General features: G+C 70.2%; 22 protein-coding genes and 2 pseudogenes. 15 read left to right on the top strand and 9 right to left on the bottom strand.

The genetic code is table 11. The annotated features are described in order from the left end of the window. The 4 genes and pseudogenes from ABD211_RS04175 to ABD211_RS04160 form a co-directional block, all read left to right on the top strand. A pseudogene (locus ABD211_RS04175) lies at positions 1 to 340 on the top strand (DNA polymerase III subunit gamma and tau); the annotation flags it as partial. A 70-nt stretch (positions 341 to 410) separates the two neighbouring features. Then, complete coding sequence (locus ABD211_RS04170; protein WP_344126376.1) at positions 411 to 725, top strand: YbaB/EbfC family nucleoid-associated protein; 315 nt, start codon at positions 411 to 413, stop codon at positions 723 to 725. 5 nt (positions 726 to 730) lie between these two features. Further along, complete coding sequence (gene recR, locus ABD211_RS04165) at positions 731 to 1324, top strand: recombination mediator RecR (protein ID WP_344126365.1); 594 nt, start codon at positions 731 to 733, stop codon at positions 1322 to 1324. 10 nt (positions 1325 to 1334) lie between these two features. Continuing rightward, positions 1335 to 2171, top strand: coding sequence for a phosphoribosylaminoimidazolesuccinocarboxamide synthase (locus tag ABD211_RS04160; RefSeq protein ID WP_344126363.1), 837 nt, complete (start codon positions 1335 to 1337; stop codon positions 2169 to 2171). On the opposite strand, the pseudogene ABD211_RS04155 reads toward ABD211_RS04160, so the two are convergent. From ABD211_RS04155 to ABD211_RS04140, 4 genes and pseudogenes are all read right to left on the bottom strand, one after another. After that, positions 2168 to 2410 (bottom strand): annotated as a pseudogene (locus ABD211_RS04155) (hypothetical protein); the annotation flags it as partial. The gene ABD211_RS04160 and the pseudogene ABD211_RS04155 overlap by 4 nt on opposite strands. Before the next feature lie 44 nt (positions 2411 to 2454). After that, positions 2455 to 3138, bottom strand: coding sequence for an HNH endonuclease family protein (locus ABD211_RS04150; protein WP_425560340.1), 684 nt, complete (start codon positions 3136 to 3138; stop codon positions 2455 to 2457). Between the two features lie 98 nt (positions 3139 to 3236). Next, a complete protein-coding gene (leuA, locus tag ABD211_RS04145; protein ID WP_344126359.1) occupies positions 3237 to 4964 on the bottom strand; it encodes a 2-isopropylmalate synthase in 1728 nt (575 codons plus the stop codon). 284 nt (positions 4965 to 5248) lie between these two features. Further along, on the bottom strand, positions 5249 to 5998 hold the full coding sequence (locus ABD211_RS04140; RefSeq protein ID WP_344126357.1) for a hypothetical protein: 750 nt from the start codon (positions 5996 to 5998) through the stop codon (positions 5249 to 5251). Positions 5999 to 6307: 309 nt separating this feature from the next. Between ABD211_RS04140 and ABD211_RS04135 the strand changes: the two genes are divergently transcribed. The 5 genes from ABD211_RS04135 to ABD211_RS04115 all read left to right on the top strand — a co-directional run bounded on the left by ABD211_RS04135 (position 6308) and on the right by ABD211_RS04115 (position 11773). Next, entirely contained in the window at positions 6308 to 7573 is a 1266-nt protein-coding gene (locus tag ABD211_RS04135; RefSeq protein WP_344126355.1) for an aspartate kinase, read from the top strand. A gap of 6 nt (positions 7574 to 7579) precedes the next feature. Then, a complete protein-coding gene (locus tag ABD211_RS04130; protein ID WP_344126353.1) occupies positions 7580 to 8641 on the top strand; it encodes an aspartate-semialdehyde dehydrogenase in 1062 nt (353 codons plus the stop codon). Between the two features lie 69 nt (positions 8642 to 8710). Further along, positions 8711 to 9490 (top strand): class I SAM-dependent methyltransferase, encoded by a 780-nt coding sequence (locus ABD211_RS04125; RefSeq protein WP_344126351.1) that lies wholly within the window; start codon positions 8711 to 8713, stop codon positions 9488 to 9490. 275 nt (positions 9491 to 9765) lie between these two features. Next, positions 9766 to 11220 carry a DHA2 family efflux MFS transporter permease subunit gene (locus tag ABD211_RS04120; protein ID WP_344126349.1) on the top strand — a complete coding sequence of 485 codons (1455 nt, stop codon included), beginning with the start codon at positions 9766 to 9768 and terminating at the stop codon, positions 11218 to 11220. After that, on the top strand, positions 11195 to 11773 hold the full coding sequence (locus ABD211_RS04115; protein WP_344126347.1) for an acyl-CoA-like ligand-binding transcription factor: 579 nt from the start codon (positions 11195 to 11197) through the stop codon (positions 11771 to 11773). Before ABD211_RS04120 ends, ABD211_RS04115 begins: the two co-directional genes overlap by 26 nt. Here the strand turns inward: ABD211_RS04115 and ABD211_RS04110 are convergent. Both ABD211_RS04110 and ABD211_RS04105 read right to left on the bottom strand, forming a co-directional pair. After that, positions 11770 to 12675, bottom strand: coding sequence for a polysaccharide pyruvyl transferase family protein (locus ABD211_RS04110; protein WP_344126345.1), 906 nt, complete (start codon positions 12673 to 12675; stop codon positions 11770 to 11772). The genes ABD211_RS04115 and ABD211_RS04110 overlap by 4 nt on opposite strands. Before the next feature lie 7 nt (positions 12676 to 12682). Beyond that, positions 12683 to 13606, bottom strand: a complete 924-nt coding sequence (locus tag ABD211_RS04105; protein WP_344126343.1) for a GGDEF domain-containing protein — start codon at positions 13604 to 13606, stop codon at positions 12683 to 12685. Between the two features lie 202 nt (positions 13607 to 13808). Between ABD211_RS04105 and ABD211_RS04100 the strand changes: the two genes are divergently transcribed. After that, entirely contained in the window at positions 13809 to 14441 is a 633-nt protein-coding gene (locus ABD211_RS04100; RefSeq protein WP_344126341.1) for a GOLPH3/VPS74 family protein, read from the top strand. 5 nt (positions 14442 to 14446) lie between these two features. Here the strand turns inward: ABD211_RS04100 and ABD211_RS04095 are convergent, their stop codons facing one another. Continuing rightward, positions 14447 to 15175, bottom strand: a complete 729-nt coding sequence (locus ABD211_RS04095; RefSeq protein ID WP_344126339.1) for an AMIN-like domain-containing (lipo)protein — start codon at positions 15173 to 15175, stop codon at positions 14447 to 14449. 149 nt (positions 15176 to 15324) lie between these two features. Beyond that, positions 15325 to 16305 (bottom strand): hypothetical protein, encoded by a 981-nt coding sequence (locus ABD211_RS04090; protein WP_344126337.1) that lies wholly within the window; start codon positions 16303 to 16305, stop codon positions 15325 to 15327. Positions 16306 to 16577: 272 nt separating this feature from the next. On the opposite strand from ABD211_RS04090, the gene ABD211_RS04085 reads away from it, so the two are divergent. Next, a complete protein-coding gene (locus ABD211_RS04085; protein WP_344126335.1) occupies positions 16578 to 17633 on the top strand; it encodes a cation:proton antiporter in 1056 nt (351 codons plus the stop codon). Here the strand turns inward: ABD211_RS04085 and ABD211_RS04080 are convergent, their stop codons facing one another. Further along, positions 17634 to 18188, bottom strand: a complete 555-nt coding sequence (locus ABD211_RS04080; RefSeq protein ID WP_425560341.1) for a GNAT family N-acetyltransferase — start codon at positions 18186 to 18188, stop codon at positions 17634 to 17636. Between the two features lie 33 nt (positions 18189 to 18221). Here ABD211_RS04080 and ABD211_RS04075 point away from each other — a divergent pair, with 33 nt between their 5' ends. The 4 genes from ABD211_RS04075 to ABD211_RS04060 all read left to right on the top strand — a co-directional run bounded on the left by ABD211_RS04075 (position 18222) and on the right by ABD211_RS04060 (position 20922). Next, complete coding sequence (locus ABD211_RS04075) at positions 18222 to 18701, top strand: MarR family winged helix-turn-helix transcriptional regulator (protein ID WP_344126330.1); 480 nt, start codon at positions 18222 to 18224, stop codon at positions 18699 to 18701. 48 nt (positions 18702 to 18749) lie between these two features. Further along, the gene (locus ABD211_RS04070) at positions 18750 to 20096 is read left to right on the top strand and encodes an MFS transporter (protein ID WP_344126328.1); all 1347 of its coding nucleotides are present in this window, start codon (positions 18750 to 18752) and stop codon (positions 20094 to 20096) included. 173 nt (positions 20097 to 20269) lie between these two features. Further along, positions 20270 to 20683: a hypothetical protein gene (locus ABD211_RS04065; RefSeq protein ID WP_344126325.1), complete on the top strand. Its 414-nt coding sequence runs from the start codon at positions 20270 to 20272 to the stop codon at positions 20681 to 20683. After that, a complete protein-coding gene (locus tag ABD211_RS04060; protein WP_344126323.1) occupies positions 20683 to 20922 on the top strand; it encodes a hypothetical protein in 240 nt (79 codons plus the stop codon). The genes ABD211_RS04065 and ABD211_RS04060 overlap by 1 nt, the downstream gene beginning before the upstream one ends. The last annotated feature ends 5 nt before the right edge of the window (positions 20923 to 20927 follow it).

Here is a 20927-nt window from a genome sequence, read left to right as displayed (position 1 = left end):
GGCGGCCGCGCGGGCCGGCCGGGGGAACGCCGAGGGGCGCGGGAGCGCCGGGGACGGCGGGGCGGCCCTGCCCCGGGCGCGTTCGGCGTCGGGGGGCGGCGCTGTCGGCCGTACTCCCCAGAATGTCCGGAACGACGACGGCCCGCCGCCGGACGAACCGCCCTTCGACCCCGACTATGACAAGCCGGCCGGCAACGGGTTCTACGACGGGTTCGACCCGGGCGACGAGCCGCTCGACGACGAGGCGGAGGCGGCCCTCGGCACGAGCGAGGAGCAGGCCCTGCGCCTTCTCGCCGAGAAGCTCGGCGCCGAGAAGATCGGCGAAGCGCCGGCCCGGTGAGCCACCTGGTGACCGTCTAGGCTCAGGGGGACAGCCGGCCCGACCTGAGGAGCGCACCGTGCGTCCCGGAATGAACCCGCAGAAGCTCATGCTGCAGATGCAGCGCATGCAGCAGCAGATGGAGGCGGCGCAGGCCGAACTGGCCGAGACCGAGGTGACCGGCACCGCCGGGGGCGGCCTCGTCACCGTCACCGCGACCGCGTCCGGCGAGTTCCGCGGCGTGAAGATCGACCCGAAGGCCGTGGACCCCGACGACGTCGAGACCCTGGAGGACCTGGTCCTCGCCGCGATCCACAACGCGGCCGCCGCCGGCAAGGACCTCAGCGAGGCGAAGATGGGCCCGCTCACCAGCGGTCTGGGCGGCCTCGGCCTGCCCGGCTTCTGACGCCGATGTACGAGGGAGCCATCCAGGACCTCATCGACGAGCTGGGCCGCCTGCCCGGCGTGGGCCCCAAGAGCGCCCAACGGATCGCCTTCCACATCCTGCAGTCCGACAAGGTCGACGTGAACCGGCTCGCCGGCGCGCTGACCCGCGTCAAGGAACAGGTGCGCTTCTGCGACACGTGCTTCAACGTGGCCGAGTCCGAGAAGTGCCGCATCTGCCGCGACCCGCGCCGCACCGACGAGCTGATCTGCGTCGTCGAGGAGCCCAAGGACGTCATCGCGATCGAGAAGACGGGCGAGTTCCGCGGGCGGTACCACGTGCTCGGCGGGGCGATCAACCCGCTCGACGGCATCGGGCCCGACCAGCTGCGCATCCGCGACCTCATGACGCGCCTGGCCGGCGGCACCGTGAAGGAGATCATCCTCGCCACGGACCCGAACACCGAGGGCGAGGCCACGGCGACGTACCTGGCGCTGCTGATCAAACCGATGGGACTTTCGGTGACGCGACTCGCCAGCGGCCTGCCGGTGGGCGGTGACCTGGAGTACGCCGATGAGATCACCCTCGGCCGGGCGTTCGAGGGCCGCCGCGCGGTCTAAGGTGATCGCCGTGAAGCTCCTGCACTCCGGCAAGGTCCGCGACGTCTACTCCGACGGCGACGACATCATCCTGGTCGCCTCCGACCGGGTGTCCGTGTACGACGTCATCCTGCCCACCCCCATCCCGGACAAGGGCAAGATCCTCACGCAGCTGTCGCTGTGGTGGTTCGACCGCCTCGCCGACCTGCTGCCGCACCACATCATCTCGGCCACCGACGTGCCGGCGGAGTTCGCCGGGCGGGCCGTGCGGTGCAAGAAGCTGGAGATGGTGCCGGTCGAGTGCGTCGCCCGTGGCTACCTGACGGGCAGCGGCCTTACCGACTACAGGGCCAAGGGCGCCGTGTCCGGCGTCGCGCTGCCGCCCGGGCTCGTCGACGGGTCCGCGCTGCCCGAGCCGATCTTCACGCCGTCGACCAAGGCGCCCATGGGCAGCCACGACGAGCCCATGACGTACGACGAGGTCGTCGACAAGGTCGGCGCCCAAGTGGCGGCCGACCTGCGCGGCATCACGCTCGCCATCTACCGGCGGGGCGCCGCGATCGCCGCGGAGCGCGGCGTCATCATCGCGGACACGAAGATCGAGCTGGGGTACGCGGCCGACGGCGCGCTGACGCTCGGCGACGAGGTGCTGACCCCGGACTCGTCGCGCTTCTGGCCGGCCGACGAGTGGGAGCCGGGCCGCGCGCAGAACTCGTACGACAAGCAGATCGTCCGCGACTGGGCCGTGAGCACGGGCTGGGACAAGACGGCTCCCGGTCCGGAAATTCCCGACGAGATCGTCGAGCGCACGCACGCCCGCTACGCGGAACTCTACGAGCGCATCACCGGCGACCCCTGGCGTTCCTAACCTTCGGGGCGGTGCAGCGCCGCCACCACGACCGTGTGCACCGCGTCGATGTCCTTCACGTCGGCGAGCTGCGCCTTCGCGCCCGTCACGGTGTACCACTCGGCGGCGTCCTTGTACTGGACGCGCACGACCAGGTTGAGCGCGTCGTCGACCTCCGTACGCAGGGTCAGGTCGCCGGTGACGACGCCGACCTCGTCGGTCATCACCCCGCCCGGCCCCGGGAGGATGTCGGTGACCCGCTGCTCTGCCATGCGTTCACTCTCCCATCGTCGCCGGAAGCGTGTCAGCAGGTTGCGAGCATGTCCTCCAGCGCCGACTTCTCCTTGGCGGTGACGGTCAGCTTCCAGTAGGACTTCACGGTTACCCAGTCGACGGCGTACTGACACCAGTAGCTCTTCGTCGGCGGCTTCCACGTCGACGGGTCCTGGTCGCCCTTGGAGCGGTTCGACGAGGCGGACACGGCGAACAGCTGCGGCCGGTCCATGTCGTTGGCGAAGTCGCTGCGCTTGTCGTCGGACCAGTCCCACGCGCCCGCGCGCCAAGCGGCGGCCAGCGGCACCATGTGGTCGATGTCGAGGTCGCCCGGCTCGGTGAAGTCCTTGCTGTCGTAGACGCTGTGCCACGAGCCCTCGGTGACCTTGCAGTCGGCCGTGGTCTTGACGTTCCTGCCGTCGCGCTTGAGGACCGCCTCGCGGGTGTCGCACCCGGAACCCTGGCTGGTCCAGTGCGGGAAGCGGTCGCGGCTGTAGCCGGACATCGAGTGCCACTCGGCGACCTTGAGCTGCGTGAGCATGCCCGCCGCGGCGCCCCCGCCCGGCTTGGGCTTCGGGGCGGTGGCCCCGCTGCCGCTGCCGTTGCCGGTCGCGGATCCGGGGGTTTCGACGTCGCAGCTGCCGGCGGTCAGCAGCAGTCCACAGGCGACGGAGGCGAGGATGACGCGGAGGGGTGAGCGCACGGGTAACAGCATGCGTGCCGAGGGGACCTTAGGCTAGGACCGATGTCGGGCGTTTCACTCCCCTTGGCGGCGGTTTGCGCCGCCAAGGGGAGTGAACACGACAGAGAAAATCAGCCGCGCGTGCCGCGGTTCACGGCCGAGGAGACGGCGCGCAGCGACGCGGTGACGATGTTCGGGTCGACCCCGACGCCCCAGTACGTCTCGCCGTTGACCTCGCACTCGACGTACGCGGCGGCCTGCGCGTCGCCGCCCGCCGACATGGCGTGCTCGGCGTAGTCCAGGACGCGCACCGAGATGTCGACATTGGACAGCGCGTGCACGAACGCGTCGATCGGGCCGTTGCCGACGCCGGTGAGCCGCCCGGTCGGGCCGCCCTCGGCGATCAGCTCCACCTTGCCGTCGACGGTCGCGACGGAATAGTTCGACACGGCGATGGTCGGGGAGATCTGGTGGTCCACCAGGTACTCCGTGGAGAAGATCTCCCACATCGCGCCCGGCAGCACCTCGCCGCCCTCGTCGTCGGTGTGCCGCTGCACCACGCCGGAGAACTCGATCTGCAGCCGACGCGGCAGGTCCAGGTGGTGCTCCTCCTTCATGATGTACGCGACGCCGCCCTTGCCGGACTGCGAGTTCACCCGGATGACGGCCTCGTACGACCGGCCCACGTCCTTCGGGTCGATCGGCAGGTAGGGCACGCCCCAGGTGAACTGGTCGACCGTCACGCCGGCCTCGGAGGCGTCGCGGCCCAGCCAGTCGAAGCCCTTCTTGATGGCGTCCTGGTGCGAGCCGGAGAACGACGTGTAGACCAGGTCCCCGGCGTACGGGTGACGCTCGTGCACGGGCAGCTGGTTGCAGTACTCGACGGTGCGCTTGATCTCGTCGATGTTGGCGAAGTTGATCTGCGGGTCGATGCCCTGCGAGAACAGGTTCAGGCCCAGCGTGACCAGGTCGACGTTGCCGGTGCGCTCGCCGTTGCCGAACAGGCAGCCCTCGATGCGGTCCGCGCCGGCCAGCAGGCCCAGCTCGGCGGCCGCGACGCCGGTGCCCCGGTCGTTGTGCGGGTGCAGGCTCAGGATCACGGAGTCGCGCCGGGGCAGGTTGCGGTGCATCCACTCGATCGAGTCGGCGTAGACGTTCGGCGTGGCCATCTCCACCGTCGCCGGCAGGTTGATGATCAGCGGCCAGTCGGGGGTCGGGTCGATCGCCTCGATGACGGCCGAGCAGACCTCCAGGGCGTAGCTCAGCTCGGTGCCCGTGTACGACTCCGGGGAGTACTCGTAGAAGATCTGCGTGTCCGGGGTGTGGATCTCGGCGTACTTCTTGCACAGCCGCGCGCCGGACGTGGCGATGTCGGTGATGCCGTCCTTGTCCAGCCCGAACACGACGCGCCGCTGCAGCACGGACGTCGAGTTGTAGAAGTGCACGATCGCCCGCTTCGCGCCGCGCAGCGACTCGAAGGTCCGGTCGATCAGGTGCTCCCGGCACTGCGTCAGCACCTGGATGGTGACGTCGTCCGGGATCAGCTCTTCCTCGATCAGCTGCCGGATGAAGTCATAATCCGTCTGGCTGGCCGCCGGGAAGCCGACCTCGATCTCCTTGTAGCCCATCTGCACCAGCAGTGCGAACATGCGCCGCTTGCGCTCCGGCGACATCGGGTCGATCAGGGCCTGGTTGCCGTCGCGCAGGTCCACGGCGCACCAGCGCGGCGCCGTCGTGGTCACCTTCGTGGGCCACGTGCGGTCCGCGATCTCGATATCAAAAACCTGGTGGTACGGCTTATAGCGGTGTACGGGCATCGTGCTGGCGATCTGGCGCGCGATGGGGTCGATCGTCGTCATGGCGAAGCTCCTGAGGTCGTGATGGGTCGCGGTCTCGATTGATCGAATGAAAGTGATCAGACTGACCGGCCGCGCGACTCACAGTGAGACGCTCAGGGCGTGGCGCGCGAAAACACCGCGACGAGGTGCCGGCCTTCGCGCCGGGATGTTCCCCGGGGCTACTAAGCCTCGTCGCGGCGCATAAGAAGGAGCAGCGCCTGCCACATAACGCCCCCGACAATACACGCCGGGCCTACGCGCTCACACCTTCGGCGGCGGGATGTGGCAATTGTCGCTCCCGGGCATCAGGGAGTCGCTTCGGCGGTCGTGCCCAGTGTGGGCGAGGGCGGCGGGGGCGGGGCGGCGATCGACAGCGGGCCGCCGGCCATGATCGGGGCCGGCAGGGCAATCGAGGCGGGCGCCGGGTCGGGGTCGCCGACCAGGACGAGCGTGCCGAAGGACGTGCGGGCCGCGGTGAGGGTGCCGTCCGACCGGTAGCAGTAGATGCCCGGGTCGATCGGGGACGCGAGCGCCGCTGTGTTCGACTCGATCGAGAAGCAGGTGCCGGCCGCCTTCTCCAGCCGCTGGGCCAGCGCCACGGAGAAGGGCGCCGCCGGGTCGAGCAGCACGTCGATCCAGTCCGTGAACACGTGCTGCACCTTCGGGTCGGTGCCGCTGGTGAGCTTCGTGACCTTCACGCACCCGGGGGTGACGTTGGGCGCGGCCGGGTCGGCGACCGTCGATGCCGACGGGCCGAGCGCGCACTGGAACAGGCCGTCCGCCGAGCGGAACACGGCCGCGTCGGCGTACCCGCCGAGCAGGCCGCCGGGGACCGAGACGACCCACGAGTTGTCCGTGGCGAGCGCCACGGTCACGGTCCGCTCGTCGCGATTCTTGCTGCGCAGCCGGTACGTCGCGACGTACCGGCGGTCCTTCGCCGTGGCGACGCTCGCGGCGAGCTGGTCGCGGGCGGCCTCGCGGAGGGTGGGCGGTGGGGTCTGCGACGCCTTGGCGGGCGGCTCGCTGCCCCCGCAACCGGCCAGCGCGAAGGTCATCGTGAGTAATGCCACTCCCGCCGCGGCCGCGAACGGACGGCGCCCGGCACTGCCGCCGCGGGACACCTTTCGATTCCGGATGGGGACGGCAGGGACATTATTCGAGAAATGACGACGTGGGCGCACGAACATCATTGTCGACGACCGTCGCACCGGATCGTGGGATCGACTCTCCCGGGCGTTCGCGGCCGCGAGTATCCTGGTCAGGAGCTCGTCGGCGCCGGCCGGCCACATGGCCGACGGCGCTGTGCCTTGTCACGGCACGGTTTCCGGCGGGCGACAGCTGATCCGAGAGGAGCGTCGGCGCACGTGGCCTTGATCGTGCAAAAGTACGGTGGCTCATCCGTCAAGGACGCCGAGCGCATCAAGCGCGTCGCCGAGCGCATCGTCGGCGCCCGCAAGGCGGGTGACGATGTTGTGGTCGTGGTCTCCGCGATGGGCGACACCACCGACGAGCTGATCGACCTCGCCCACCAGGTGAGCCCGCTGCCCCCGGGCCGCGAGCTGGACATGCTGCTCACCGCCGGCGAGCGGATCTCCATGGCACTCCTGGCGATGGCGATCCACAACCTGGGCTTCGAGGCCCGGTCCTACACGGGCTCGCAGGCCGGCGTCATCACGACGTCGGCGCACGGCAAGGCGCGCATCATCGACGTGACGCCGGGCCGGTTGCGCCAGGCGCTCGACGAGGGCGCGATCTGCATCGTGGCCGGTTTCCAGGGCGTCTCGCAGGACACCAAGGACATCACCACCCTGGGCCGCGGCGGTTCGGACACCACCGCGGTCGCGCTCGCCGCCGCGCTGAAGGCCGACGTCTGCGAGATCTACACCGACGTCGACGGCATCTTCAGCGCCGACCCGCGCGTCGCGCCGAACGCCCGGCACATCGCCCAGATCACCTACGAGGAGATGCTGGAGCTGGCGGCCTGCGGCGCGAAGGTCCTGCACCTGCGCAGCGTGGAGTACGCGCGCCGGTTCGGCCTGCCGATCCACGTCCGCTCGTCGTACTCCCAGAAGACCGGCACCATGGTCACTGGCTCAATGGAGGACCTTCCCGTGGAGCAAGCACTCATCACCGGCGTCGCGCACGACCGCAGCGAGGCGAAGATCACTATCGTCGGCGTGCCGGACTCGCCGGGAGAAGCGGCCCGCATCTTCCACACGGTCTCCGCGTCCGGCAGCAACATCGACATGATCGTGCAGAACGTCTCCACGGAGTCGTCCGGACGCACGGACATCTCGTTCACGCTGCCCAAGTCCGACGGCCCGGCGGCGATGGCCGCGCTCAGCAAGATTCAGGAGAGCGTGGGCTTCAAGGGCCTGCTCTACGACGACCACATCGGTAAGGTCTCGTTGATCGGGGCGGGCATGCGTTCGCACCACGGGGTCGCGGCGAAGTTCTTCGGGGCGCTCGCCGAGGCCGGAGTCAACATCGAAATGATCTCCACTTCGGAGATCCGCGTCTCGGTCGTGTGCCGTGACACCGACCTCGACCAGGCCGTGCGCGCCGTCCACGACGCGTTCGAGCTCGGCGGGGACACCGAGGCGATTGTGTACGCGGGAACCGGGAGGTAAGGCGAGATGGCAGACAGACCCACTCTTGCGGTGGTCGGTGCGACCGGAGCGGTCGGCACGGTGATGCTGGAGCTGCTCTCCTCCCGCAAGAACGTCTGGGGCGAGATCCGTCTGATCGCCTCGCCGCGGTCGGCCGGCAAGACCCTCACCGTCCGCGGTGAGGAGGTCATCGTCCAGGCGCTGGCCCCCGAGGTCTTCGACGGCGTCGACGTGGCGATGTTCGACGTGCCGGACGAGGTGTCCCTGGAGTGGGGCCCGATCGCGGCCGCGCGCGGCGCGATCGTGGTCGACAACTCGGGCGCCTTCCGGATGGATCCGCAGGTCCCGCTCGTGGTGCCCGAGGTGAACCCGGAGGCGGCGCGCAACCGGCCCAAGGGCATCATCTCGAACCCCAACTGCACGACCCTCACCATGATCGTCGCCATCGGTGCCCTGCACCGGGAGTACGGGCTGCGCGAGCTGATCGTCGCCTCGTACCAGGCCGCGTCGGGTGCGGGTCAGGTGGGCGTCGACACGCTGCTCAACCAGATCAACAAGGTGGCCGGCGACCGGGCGCTCGGCTCGCGCGCCGGCAACGTGCGCCAGGCCATCGGCGAGGACCTCGGCCCGTTCCCCGCCCCGCTCGCGCTCAACGTCGTGCCGTGGGCCGGTTCCCTGCGCGAGAACGGCTGGTCGAGCGAGGAGCTCAAGGTCCGCAACGAGTCCCGCAAGATCCTGGGCCTGCCCGACCTGAAGGTCTCGGCGACCTGCGTGCGGGTCCCGGTCGTGACCGGCCACTCGCTCGCGGTGCACGCGGTCTTCGGCGCCGAGGTGGACGCCGAGGAGTGCAATGAGCTGCTGCGCGGCGCGCCGGGCGTGGTCCTGGTCGACGACCCGGGCGCCGGCGAGTTCCCGATGCCGGCCGACGCGGTCGGCACCGACCCGACGTGGGTGGGCCGCATCCGCAAGTCGCTCGACGACCCGCGCGCGGTCGACCTGTTCGTGACCGGCGACAACCTGCGTAAGGGCGCCGCCCTGAACACCGCGCAGATCGCCGAGCTGCTCGCGGTCGAGCTGACCAAGAACTGAGTCCTGTTGGTGGATGGGCCCGCGATATTCGCGGGCCCATCTGCGTTTGGCCAGCTAGCCTGGGCCGCCATGGACATCGTGGCGCACAACCGTGAGGCGTGGGACCGTCAGGTCGCGCAGGACAACGAGTGGACCCGGCCGGTCGGCCCGGACGTGATCGAGCGGGCCCGCCATGGCGACTGGTCGATCGTGCTCATCGGCCACGCGCCCGTCCCGCGCGAGTGGTTCCCGGCGTCGCTGGCCGGCGTGGACCTGCTCGCGCTGGCCTCGGGCGGCGGCCAGCAGGCCCCGGTCCTGGCGGCGGCCGGCGCGACGGTGACGAGCTTCGACAACTCGCCCGCCCAGCTGGCGCGCGACGCCGAGGTGGCGTCGCGCGAGGGCCTGTCGATCCGCCTGGAGCAGGGCGACATGGCCGACCTGAGCCGGTTCCCCGACGCCAGCTTCGATCTGATCTTCCACCCGGTGTCGAACCTGTTCGTCCCGGACGTGCGCGTGGTGTGGCGCGAGTGCTTCCGCGTCCTGCGCCCCGGCGGCCTCCTGCTCGCCGGCTTCCTCAACCCGGACCTCTACATCTTCGACGCCGACGCGCTCGACAACCGGGGTGAGTTCGTGGTCCGCCACGCCCTGCCGTACTCGGATCTGACCCACCTGACCCAGGAGGAGCGCGACCGCCTCTTCGGCCCGGGCTCGACGGTCGAGTGGAGCCACACCCTCTCCGACCAGATCGGCGGCCAACTTGAGGCCGGCTTCCTGCTCTCGGCCTTCCAGGAGGCCCCCCACCACGCCGGCCCGACGGGCCGCTACCTCCCCGGCTACTTCGCCACCCGAGCCATCAAGCCGACGCACTGACGGCTACGCCCGGTACTTTCTGTTCCGCTGCCCAACAACCCCTGCACCCACTTTGCTCTGCTTCCCTATAGGAATCACTCACCCAGCGTGACCGCCCTCGTCACCGCGCGGTCGCATCGCCGCAGCTAGCGCGCCGATTCCTATGAGGAAGCAGAGCAAAGTGGGTGGCGGGGCATGGCGCATCTCGTAGCCCTCATCACTCTCCGTCCCCATAACTCTACGTAGGGGTCCCACGAACTTGACAGTAACTATGAAGTGGAAGCTACTCTCATTTCATGGTTGCTGTCATGAAGGACGGGCGTGGGCGGTGGCTCGCGCTCGGGGCGATCGTGCTGTGCATGCTGACGCTCGGGTTCGACGGGACGATCCTCAACGTGGCGCTGCCGACGCTCGCGACGGAACTTGGCGCCGGCGTCAGCGAGCTGCAGTGGATCGTGGACGCGTACATCCTGGTGTTCGCGGGGTTGTTGCTGCCCGCGGGCGCGCTCGCCGACCGGGTCGGGCGCAAGCGGGTGCTGCTGGCGGGGCTGGGGCTGTTCGGGGCCGCGTCGCTCGTCGCCACCTATGCGACCAGCGCCGGTACGCTCGTCGGGGCGCGGGCGCTCATGGGGATCGGGGCGGCCGTGCTCACGCCGACCACGCTGGCCGTGCTGCCGGCGATCTTTCCGCCGGAGCAGCGGGCGCGGGCCGTGGCCGTCGCGATGATGGCCGCCGGCGTGGGCATCCCGCTCGGGCCGATCGTCGGCGGGTGGCTGCTGCGGCACTTCTGGTGGGGCTCGGTGTTCCTGGTCAACCTGCCGGTCGTCGCGGTCGCGGCCGTCGCCGTCGTCGCGCTCATCCCCGAGACCCGCGACCCCGAACCACGCCCGGCCGACCTGGTCGGGGGCGCGCTCTCGACCGTCGGGCTGGTCGGGCTGATCTACGGGGTGATCGAGGTGCCGCAGCGGGGCTGGGCGGACGCCCGCGTGCTGTGCGCGATCGGCGCCGGCGCCGCCGTCCTCGCCGCGTTCGTGTGGTGGGAGCGGCGCAGCGCGTACCCGATGATTGATCTTTTGTGGTTTGCGCGGGTGCGGTTCCTGTGGGGGTCGCTCGCCGCGACGCTCGCGACGTTCGCGATGTTCGGGGTGCTGTTCGTGCTGCCGGCGTACCTGCAGCTGGTGCTCGGGCACGACGCGCTGGGCGTCGGGGTGCGGCTCATCCCGATGATGGCGGGGCTGATCGTCGGCGCGGCCGCGTCCGAGCGGCTCGTCGGGCGGCTCGGCGCACGGATTCCGATCACCGTCGGGTTGGTTGTCGCGGCGGTCGGCCTCGGGCTCGGCGCGCGGACCGACCTCGGCGACGGCTACGCGTCGACGGCCCTGTGGCTCGCCGTGCTCGGGTTCGGCACGGGCAGCGCCATGGCGCCCGCGATGGCCGTGGTCCTCGACGACCTGCCGGCCGAGCGGGCCGGCGCCGGCACCGCGATCACCATGACGCTGCGCCAGGTCGGGGCCGCGCTCGGCGTAGCGCTGCTGGGCAGCCTGCTGTCCGGTCAGCTCGACGGGCGCGGCATCGCGGAGAGCACGCCCGCCGCGTACGTGCACGCCATGGACGTGGTGCTCGCGGCCTGCGCGGGGCTCGCACTGATCGGCGCCGTGTGCGTCGCCATGTTCCTGCGGGGGCAGCCGGTCGCCACGGCGCCGCCCGGCGAGGAAGAATCACACCATGACGTCGTCGCCCGGCCTGCGTGAACGCAAGAAGCAGAAGACCCGGTGGTCCATCCAGGACCACGCGTTGCGGCTCTTCGCGGAGCAGGGGTACGACGCGACGACGGTGGACCAGATCGCGGCCGCCGCCGAGGTGTCCCCGAGCACGTTCTTCCGCTACTTCAAGACGAAGGAAGACGTCGTCATCCTCGACGAGTACGACGACGTGATCGCCGAACGGTTCCTCAGCGCGCCGGTGGAGCTCACCACCATCGGCGCGCTGCGGCACGTCATCCGCGACGTGTTCGGCAACCTGGACCCCACGGCCAAGGCCGCCCTCAACGAGCGCAGCATGCTGGTGCTGTCGGTGCCGGCGCTGCGGGCGCGCGCCCTGGAGAACCTGCTCACCACCATGGGCATGATGCGTGACCTGTTCCAGACCCGCGACGGGCGCCCCGGCGACGACTTCGCCGCGCATGTGCTGGCCGGCGCGGTCGCCGGCGCGGTCCTCGCCGTCAGCGAGCGGTGGCTCGCCGATCCGGCCGGGCCCGAGTTCGGCGACCTGCTCGACCGCGCGCTCGCCGAACTCGAACGTTAGCCGCGCATCGCGTCCAGCACGTCCAGGGCCACCGTGAGGTCGTGCTGGCGTTCCGGCACCGTCGTCGCAAGGATCGCGCGGCGCTCCTCCGCCCGGGCGCGGGCCGTGGCGATCAGGGCGGCCGCGTCCACCCGCTCCGGGATGGGCAGCCACTCGTGGGTCAGCCCCACCGAGGCGGCGTAGTCGGCGTACTTGAACAGCGGCTGCGTGGAGCCGCCGCCCAGGTGCACCGGAACGGCCGGGACCCCGTACGCGTCGGCCACGATCAGGCCGTGCAGGGCGCTGGCGAGCACCAGGTCGGCCGAGGCCAGCCGGTCGAGCAGCGTCATCGTCCGGGTGGTGGTCGGCACGATCTGGACGCCGCGCGCCGCCAGCCGCGCCATCGCCTGGCGCGCCGACCGCGACTCGAAGTCGGCGTAGTGCGGGACCAGGATCAGGTCGGCGCGCCCGACCCGGCGCGGCGCGGGCAGGCTGACCGGCACGAGCAGTCCGGGGTCGCCCAGCGGCGTGTCGGCGGGCAGGCCCAGGGCGTCGCGGGTCAACGGGCCGCGCACGGCGGCGAACCGGACGCCGGCGACGACCGGCGCCTGGCCCGGACGGTCGTGCAGGCCGGAGCCCCACACGGTCACCGGCGGCGCGTCCGGCGGCCGTCGCGACGCGGGTACGTGCTCGACGACGGAGCCGATCGCGACGAGCGCGGCCCGGTCCGGCGGCGTCCAGCGGACCGGGCGGCCCAGCAGCCGGCCGACCAGGAGCGGGTTCAGTTCGTCGCCGAAGTTGACCATGGATCGTCCCGAGCGGGCGAGCAGTCGCGCCCACACACCGCCCCGCACGCGCACCTGCCGGGCCAGCACCCTCGGGTCGCGCACGGGACTCCACCAGTACAGGTCGACCGGGTCCACGCCCTGATCATGCAGGTCGGTCGGCCATTCGGGCGGTATCGCGGCCGGCGCGTTTGGCTACGTAAAGGGCGGCGTCGGCCCGCCGGAGCGTGTCGGGGCCGTCCTCGTCGTCGCGGCGCAGGGCCACCCCGGCGCTCACCGGGTGACCGGCGGACCGGGCGGCGCGCAGCAGCCGCTCCGCGATGGCGAGCGCCTCCGGCTCCCCGGCGACCTCGACGAGGACCGCGAACTCGTCCCCGCCGACGCGGTAGAGGTCGTCGCTGCACCGCAGCGCGGCCTGCAGGGCGTTGCCGAGGCGGACCAGGGCGGTGTCGCCGGCCCCGTGGCCGTACTCGTCGTTGATGCTCTTGAAGTTGTCGACGTCGATCGCGATGACGGCCGTGCGACCCGGGGTGGCCTTCGCGAGCCGGCGCCGGAACGGCCGGTGGTGGCGCAGGCCGGTGAGCGGGTCGCTGTTGGCGAAGCGGCGCAGCGCGTCGAGCTGGCTGAGGCGGTCGAGGCCGGCGACGTGGTGGGCCGCGATGAGGGAGAGCACCTGCGTCGCGGCGGGACGGGGGTGACCCGCCACGATCAGCGCCCCGCCGCTCATCGGCACCGTGACGGCGCCGCCGGCGAGCAGGTCGGTGGGGCCGGCCGGCGCGCGGCACAGGCGCGAGCGCAGGTCGGCGTCGAGGGCCCCGAACCGTTCGACGAGGTCGACGTCGCCCTCGGCGCGCAGATCGCCGTCGGGCTCGATCACCGCGGCGACCGCGGCGTCCGCGACCTCCCGGGCCGCCACGAGAGTACGGGTGGTGAGCTCGGCGCGATCGGTGGCGGCCGCCATGGCGAGCGTGTGCCGCAGCGCGTTCGCGTACGCGCGGACCGCGACGTCGGCCGGGCTACCGGTGCAGCCACCGTCGCGGTCGGGCGCGCTGCCATGGGGGAGGTACACGCGGATCTCTTTCGCGGGGGTACGGCGCGAGAAGTTTTCACGAACGCCGTCCCAAGATTAGCGGGCAAAGGTCCGCGATGCTTGCCCGGTCAAATACTCGTGGGGCCGGTGAGGCTGGTGATCCCACGCTGGGCGTTGAAACGACTACCAATGGTCCGCTAGTGTCGCCGCACCGACACCGGGCCTAGCCGAGGAATGCCCGATGCGACAACTGCCGCTCGCGGACGAGTTCTACCTTGTCAGCCACGACGAATACACCGGCAAGTGCCACCTCAACGCCCGGGTGTTCGAGTCGGGGCTCGCGGGCGCCGTGGTGGCCGAGCTCGCCATCCGTGAGCGGATCACGGTCGTCAACGGCCTGGTCACCGTCGTCGACCTGCGTCCCCACCGGGAGCGCGTGAGCGACGCCGCACTCGCGGAGATCGTCAAGGAGCGCGCCGAGCACCCCGTACGCAGCTGGGTGGAGTATCTGCGCAAGGACGCCCTGGAGATGGTGCGGCCGCGGCTCGTCGAGGCCGGGATCATCCACCGGGTCGAGTCGCGCGGCATGCTCCGCTCGACCGTGCGCTACCCGGCCGTGGACCGCAACGACGCCGCCGCGCCCCGGGCCCGGCTGCGCTACATGCTCGACCATCCGGAACTGTTGGACGCACCCACCGCGGTGCTGGCCGGGCTCGTGCTCGCCGTCGGCATGACCGACCTGATCGCCGTGCGGGGACGCGAAGCCCGGGAGGGCCTCGGCCGGTTCGCCGCCACCCTCCCGGACGTACTCAAAGAGATCATTACGGCTGTCGAGCTGGTCGCCGCGACCCTGGCCGTGGCGCCCAAGCTCTGAGCCGGTCAGGTCATCGCGACGTCGAAGGCGACGACGTAGAAGAAGCCGCCCTTGCCGTCCGGCTTCTTCGTCAGCTCGCCGACCCGGATCTTCAGCACGTGGTCGCTGTTGGGGGTCGACTGGATGCCCAGCCCGTACGTGATGTAGCCCTCGAAGTCCCCGCCGAACGCGTAGCTCTTGAGATTCTTGAAGCCGATGTGGTTGGCCGGCTTCACTTTGAGCGAGTTGTGGTAGTCGTCGTCGTGCTGCCGCGCGTTGCTGAACTGGATGCGCAGGAACGAGTTGCCCTCGAGCTTGATCGGCTCGCCCTGGCCCTCGTTGAGCACCTCGGCCGCGTAGTTGAAGTTGTAGCTCGGCATGCCGCCCCGGAAGTAGAACGAGATCCGGGCGAAGCCGTCCTTTTCGTGGTTGCCCACGTGGATCTCGGCCAGCCGCGGCAGCGGCATCGCGTGCGGGTTGTTGACGGCGACCCGCGAGCTGGGGATGTTCCAGTTGTACCGGACCTTCCAGGTGCCCTGGCTGGTGCCGGTCGTCGGGCTGCCCCCGCCACCTCCGCCGCCCTTGGTGGTCGGCGCCGTCGTGGCGCCGGCGGGCCCCGTGGTGGCGGGTGCGGCCGTCGTGGAGCCGGCGCCGGGTGCGGTGGTGGTGCCCCCGGTGCCAGGGTTGTCGGTCGGGGTGCAGGCCGCGGCGGCCAATGCCGCGACACAAACCCCGACGAGTACGAGTCTGCGCATGGTGATCTCCGTTCCGAGCCCCTCGTGGCGGCCTGAACACGGTCGCGTCATTAGGACGCGATGGCCGTTGGTGGGGTTGGCACGGAGTCCGTCGGGTGCAGGACACATCGTGTCGACTGGGCCGGACGTGGCGGCCCGGTCCGGCGGCCCTATGCCGTCTGGGCGGCGGTCCGGGCGTTCATGGGAAGGACGTTGCTGGGCCCGGCTTGCGGGACAGGGTCGGGCTTGAGGCCCCCGTCGGGCATCAATCCCGACAACTTCTCGATTTCGACCGCGATGTCGCGAACCTTGTCGTCCGCGACAAGGACGGCGTTCTGATTCATCGTGACGCCGAAGATGAACCGACGCGCGTCGACGCGGGTGTAGTAGAAGGCGCCCTGCGCGACATCCAGCACCACGCGGATGAGCACCCCCTGCTCCACCTCCTCAAACGTCGAGTCCAGTCGGCTGACGAAACCGTGAGTCAGGCGGCCATACGCCTCGTATCGCCGTCGTCTTGTGTCGGCGGGAACATCGCCACGCATGTTCTGCATCTGCTCGCTGTTGTCGTCGAGGATGTCCGTGTAGAACCGGCATTTGCCGTTGACGTAATAGCCGACGAAGTGGAGGTCGTACAACGCCATGTTCTTGCGGCACAGTGCCACGATCGAAGCGGGGGCGTCGCCGTCGAACGTGGTGAGCAACGCCGAGTTCGGTCCGGGCAGCGGTTGACTCAAGCCGACGCGGTTCTGGTATTCGGCCGGGTCGTCCCGTTGAACAACACCACGCTGCATCGCCACGTAGAAGCCGGACATACAAATGATCACGCCGCAGCTGATCATTATCGTGCCGACGACGTTGGAGACGGACGCGTTGCCGGTGACGTCGAGGTTGAGCAGCACCAGGACCCCGGCGGCGACCGCCAGCAGGCCGATGGCGATGAGGCCGCCCGCGACGAGACGTCGCCAGGTGATCTTCTTTCGCTCCGCGAGCTCCAGGGCGACTGACAGAACAAGTATGACCGCGAGCAGTGTGCCGAATCGTTGGAGGCTCACGGGTTCGCTCTTCCCGATTGCCAGTATGAACTCGACCGCGACGCCGGTCAGCAACACGCTCAGGGCGGCGCCGCTTCGACGTAGGAATTCCCTCATCGTTAATTCTCCCGGCACGTTGGTGCGACGAAGGTAGATGCGCCTTCGTGAACGTAGCGGGGAATCACCAAATGGACACAGCCCTTAGTGGACCGTATCCGCGGCCGTTCAGTCAGAGTGACTTGCCACAGAGCTTCTGGTTGAGGACGGTCCGTTGTCGGATACTGGTGGTCCGGTGGTATACCGCGACGTTAGGACTCGTCTTGCCCGCACAGCTCTTGCGCCGCGTCCCGCTACGTATGTGGTTGGTCGTCCTGGTCCTGGGAAGTTGGTTGTTCGCGGAGTTGGTCGGCCTTCGGAGCGTCCACAACTCGACGACCTATCTGTACCTGACCAGCCTGTTGCTTGGTGTCGGGCTGTTCAGCAGCACGGTCGGCATCGACCTGGCGGAAGCGAAGGACAACAAGCGGATCATCATCGCCGCCGTCACCGTCGGCGTTTTCGCGAAGGCCGCGATGATCGGTGGGATTCTCTACCTGGCAACGCGGGATCCGGTGTATCTGGTCCTGGGCGTTGCTGTCGCACAAATTGATCCACTTTCCGTTGCCGCGATTATGGGCGACTCCCGGATGTCATCCCGCGTGAAATCTATCCTCGGCGCATGGGCGTCGTTCGATGATCCGATGACCGTCATCCTTGTCGTGTACGTCAGCGCTGTCGCGACTCAGACCTTTGGCCTCGGTGAAGCGAGCGGACAGGGGCCTGTTACGGATGGCCTGCTCGCCTACGGTATTGATCTCGCACTGAATCTGGCCCTGGCGGGCCTGGCCTATCTGGCGTGGCTTACGTTGCGCGCCCGGCCCTGGATCCTGACCATCGTGCTGAGCGTTCTGGCGGTGATCGCCGTCGCGCAGTTCCTCATGCTCGCGATCGCGATTGCGGGACTCTTCATGCGGACGCCGCTACTGGAGCGGCTGGTCGGAAGGATCGTGAACTACGCCCTGCTCTTCTCCAGCGTGCTATTAGGGCTGCTGCTGGTCAACGGTGTGAATCTGACTGACGGCCTGCTGCTGGGCGTCATGGCCTTTGTCGCCCAGATCGTCGCGGGGATGGCCCTGACGCGGAAGTTCTCCCGTACCGACCGCCTGCATTTGGCGCTCGCGCAGCAGAACGGCATCACCGCCATCATCCTTTCGCTGCGATTGGAGACCCAGTTCAGCGGATCGGTCGCCGTCATCGCGCCGGCCATCCTGGTTACCAATGTGATCCACTATGTGGCCAACTGGCTGACCGACCGGCGTTGGGGCGAGCCGGCCAGAGGTGAGGGGCGCGAGACGCCCGAACCCTCAGATCCAGGTGACGCTGCTCCCAAGGTCGCCAGCGAGTAGTCAACCGGCGGCGAGCCACTCGTCGCGGGTGATGGCGTACTCGACCTCGCCGTGCTCGGTGCCGGGGATCGGGTCGTCGAAGTCGAGGTGGAACGTGCGCACGTAGCGCAGGCCGGACTTCTCCATCACGCGGCGCGACGCCTGGTTGACGGCCATGGTCTCGGCGTAGACGCGGCGTAGGCCGCGCGTGGTGAACGCGTCGTCGATGAGGGCACGGGCGCCCTCGGTGGCGTAGCCGTGGCCCCAGGCGGCGCGGCGCAGCCGGTAGCCCAGTTCGGCCTGGGTGTCGTCGCCGGTGAACTTCAGGGAGTGCCAGCCCAGGAACTCGCCGGACCGGTCGAGGGTTGCCCACTTTCCGTGGCGCGGTCGCGTCGTGTACCCCTGAATGATCTTTGGCAGGATCTCGTCGCGGACCGTGGCGTACGGCGTGGGTCTGCCGTTGGTGAGGAAGCGCATGACCTCGGGGTCGCCGTCGAGCTCGACGAGGAGGTCCACGTCCGCGGGCGTGAACCGGCGCAGGATGAGGCGCTCGGTGGTCAGGACAACGTCCACGATTGGATTATCCGCCCCGCGACCTATTCTGGGTCCATGGCGATCCCGAAGCGCACCGTGCTCGACCTGACCGGCCTGTTCGCGCATGCCGGGCACGTGCTGAACACGCGGCTCACCGCCGAGCTGGCCGAGGCCGGGCTGACGCCGCGGATGCAGTGCGTGCTGATCCACGCGCTGGAGCGCGACCGGACGCAGATCGAGCTGGCCGAGCTGGCCCACCTCGACAAGACGACGATGGTGTCCACCGTGGACGAGCTGGAGCGCGCGGGCCTCGCGGTGCGCCGGCCGTCGGAGACGGACCGGCGGGCCCGCATCGTCGCGGTCACCGACGAGGGCGCCCGGGCAGCCGCGACCGGGCAGAAGATCGTCGACCGCGTGCACCGGGAGGTCCTCGCCACGCTGGCCGACGGCGACGGCTTCCTCGAGTCGCTCGCGTCGCTGGTGGACGGTCCGTTGGCGGCGCCCGTCGAGTCCCCCGGTCGGACCGTCCGCAGGTCCCGGCCGCCGCGAACTTAGGTCGCTACAGGATCGTCTGGTAGCAGATTATCTGTTACGGTCATTCTCGTGACCGTGCACCCGCCGCGCTCGCGTGGCCTCGCCCTGGCCGTGCTCTGCGCCATGCAGCTGATGATCATTTTGGATGGCAACGTGGTGGCGCTCGCGCTGCCGGCCATCCAGTCCGACCTCGACCTCTCCCCGAACGCGCTGGCCTGGGTGGTGAACGCGTACCTGATCCCGTTCGGGCTGCTCCTGCTGCCCGCCGGGCGGCTCGGGGACGTCTTCGGCCGGCGGCGGGTGTTCCTCATCGGGCTCGCCGTCTTCACCGCCGCGTCGCTGGCGTGCGGGCTCGCCACCAGCGCCCTCGCGCTGCTCGCCAGCCGCGTCGTGCAGGGCGCCGGCGGGGCCGTCGCGTCCGCGGTGATCCTCGGCATGATCGTCACGGCCTACCCGGGGCCCGGCGAGCAGGCGCGGGCGCTGGGCATCTTCAGCTTCGTCTCCGCCGCCGGGGCGTCCATCGGGCTGCTCGGCGGCGGCGTCGTGACCTCGACGCTCGGCTGGCCGTGGACGTTCCTCGTCAACGTCCCCATCGGACTCGCGGCGCTCGTCCTCGCTCCGTACGTCGTGCCTGTTGTGGCGGGCAGCCGCGCGCGGCGCCGGACCCGCCTGCGCGTCGCGTGGCGCCCGCACGTCACCGCCGCCCTCATCTTCGCGGCCGGGTTCGGCTTCCAGTTCACCACGGCGCTCTACCTGCAGAACGTCCTCGGGTACTCCGCGATGTCGGCCGGCCTGGCGTTCCTGCCCACGCCCATCGTGATCGGGGCCGTGTCGCTGTGGGTCGCCCCCGGACTGGTCGCGCGCTTCGGGGCACGCCCGGTGCTCGTCGCCGGGCTCGGGCTGTTCGCCGCCGGAATCGGCCTGCTCAGCCGCGCTCCCGTCGACGGCTCCTACACGGTGGACCTGCTCCCCGTGTTCCTGGTCGCCGGGCTGGGCTTCGGGGTGGCCATGCCGGCGGTGACCATGCTGGCCATGGCCAACGCCACGCCCGACAACGCCGGGTTCGCGTCCGGGGTGGTCAACACCGTGCAGCAGGCGGGCGCCGTGGCGGGGTTGGCGACGCTGACGGCGATCGCCGCCGCGCGCACGCGGGGGGTACTCGCGGACGGTGTTGACGTGACGGCGGCCCTGCGCGACGGATACGGGCTGGCGGCCGCGGTCGCCGCCGGGTTCCTGCTGGTCGGGCTCGTCGTGACGGCGTCAGCTCGGCGCCGGCAGGCAGCCAGCGTCGAGGATGGCGCCGGCGACGTCGACGGTCATGTCCGTGCGGCCGGCATGCCCGAACAGGCAACCCACGCCCGTACTCCCGGCGAGGACCAGACCGTCGCCCGGGCGGGCGCACATGAGGTCCTGTAGCCCGGCCTTGGCCAGCACGCCCCGCGCCGACCCGACGTCCTCGCGGTGGGTGTCCGCGGTTGGGTCAGCCGGGGCCTTGACCATCGTGGTGAGCGCCCCGTCGCATTCCGCCGAGGTTGGCGACGATTGCGGTGCCCTCTACCGTGGTGGGTTCGCGGATGACGAGGGATGACATGACTGAGGACGCTGTACCGGCCCGGCCGCCGCGTACCGGATTTGTGCGGTTTGTGCTTGCGCTGGTCGTGTTCGCGCTGGTCTGGGTGCCCACCGCGGTCCTGCGGGACACGTTGGCGGCGATGTCGCTGGACCCGCCCGCCAGGATTTCACTGGGGCTGGCCAACATGTTGGTCCCCGTGCTGCTGTTGGCGTTCGTCACGCCGCTCGTGTCCTACCGCCGGCGGGATGCTCTGTGCGCGTTGATCCCGTTCTACAACATCTGGTTCACGGCGCGGATCGCGTGGCGGCTGGCCTACCTGCCGTACCACGACTGGCTGCCGCGCGACGACGAGCGCGCCGACTGGCAGTTGGTCCGGCACCCCGCCGACCCCGCCCGCCTGGCTCACGTCGTCATCCGCCGCGACGTCTGATGGCAGCCGCGGACCGCGTCGCGGACGTACTGGCCGCGTTGGGCGACCTCGGGCTGGTCAGCCTCGTCAAGTTCGACGGCGAGCGGGAGCACAAGCGGTGGACCGTGGTCATCACCGGCCGGCCTTTGGCGGACGGTGGCGTGCGGGTGGACGGCAACACCCTCGACTACTGCCTCGACCGCGCCCTGGCGGCGGCCAGGACGAAGCTCCCCACGATCCCCCAGTTCGACCACCCCTGACGCGG

Source organism: Luedemannella flava, assembly GCF_039528515.1.
Lineage (GTDB): Bacteria > Actinomycetota > Actinomycetes > Mycobacteriales > Micromonosporaceae > Luedemannella > Luedemannella flava.
The sequence above is the reverse complement of the archived record's forward strand: the minus strand, read 5'-3'. Positions and strand labels throughout refer to the sequence as shown.

Excerpts from the sequence above, each read along its gene's own strand:
- ABD211_RS04060 (WP_344126323.1), top strand. The coding sequence starts at position 20,683 with ATGGCAGCCGCGGACCGCGTCGCGGACGTACTGGCCGCGTTGGGCGAC.
- ABD211_RS04075 (WP_344126330.1), top strand. The coding sequence starts at position 18,222 with ATGGCGATCCCGAAGCGCACCGTGCTCGACCTGACCGGCCTGTTCGCG.
- ABD211_RS04095 (WP_344126339.1), bottom strand. The coding sequence starts at position 15,175 with ATGCGCAGACTCGTACTCGTCGGGGTTTGTGTCGCGGCATTGGCCGCC.
- ABD211_RS04150 (WP_425560340.1), bottom strand. The coding sequence starts at position 3,138 with ATGCTGTTACCCGTGCGCTCACCCCTCCGCGTCATCCTCGCCTCCGTC.
- ABD211_RS04120 (WP_344126349.1), top strand. The coding sequence starts at position 9,766 with ATGGTTGCTGTCATGAAGGACGGGCGTGGGCGGTGGCTCGCGCTCGGG.
- ABD211_RS04130 (WP_344126353.1), top strand. The coding sequence starts at position 7,580 with ATGGCAGACAGACCCACTCTTGCGGTGGTCGGTGCGACCGGAGCGGTC.
- ABD211_RS04125 (WP_344126351.1), top strand. The coding sequence starts at position 8,711 with ATGGACATCGTGGCGCACAACCGTGAGGCGTGGGACCGTCAGGTCGCG.
- ABD211_RS04115 (WP_344126347.1), top strand. The coding sequence starts at position 11,195 with ATGACGTCGTCGCCCGGCCTGCGTGAACGCAAGAAGCAGAAGACCCGG.
- ABD211_RS04140 (WP_344126357.1), bottom strand. The coding sequence starts at position 5,998 with ATGACCTTCGCGCTGGCCGGTTGCGGGGGCAGCGAGCCGCCCGCCAAG.
- leuA (WP_344126359.1), bottom strand. The coding sequence starts at position 4,964 with ATGACGACGATCGACCCCATCGCGCGCCAGATCGCCAGCACGATGCCC.
- ABD211_RS04090 (WP_344126337.1), bottom strand. The coding sequence starts at position 16,305 with ATGAGGGAATTCCTACGTCGAAGCGGCGCCGCCCTGAGCGTGTTGCTG.
- ABD211_RS04170 (WP_344126376.1), top strand. The coding sequence starts at position 411 with ATGAACCCGCAGAAGCTCATGCTGCAGATGCAGCGCATGCAGCAGCAG.
- recR (WP_344126365.1), top strand. The coding sequence starts at position 731 with ATGTACGAGGGAGCCATCCAGGACCTCATCGACGAGCTGGGCCGCCTG.
- ABD211_RS04065 (WP_344126325.1), top strand. The coding sequence starts at position 20,270 with ATGACTGAGGACGCTGTACCGGCCCGGCCGCCGCGTACCGGATTTGTG.
- ABD211_RS04100 (WP_344126341.1), top strand. The coding sequence starts at position 13,809 with ATGCGACAACTGCCGCTCGCGGACGAGTTCTACCTTGTCAGCCACGAC.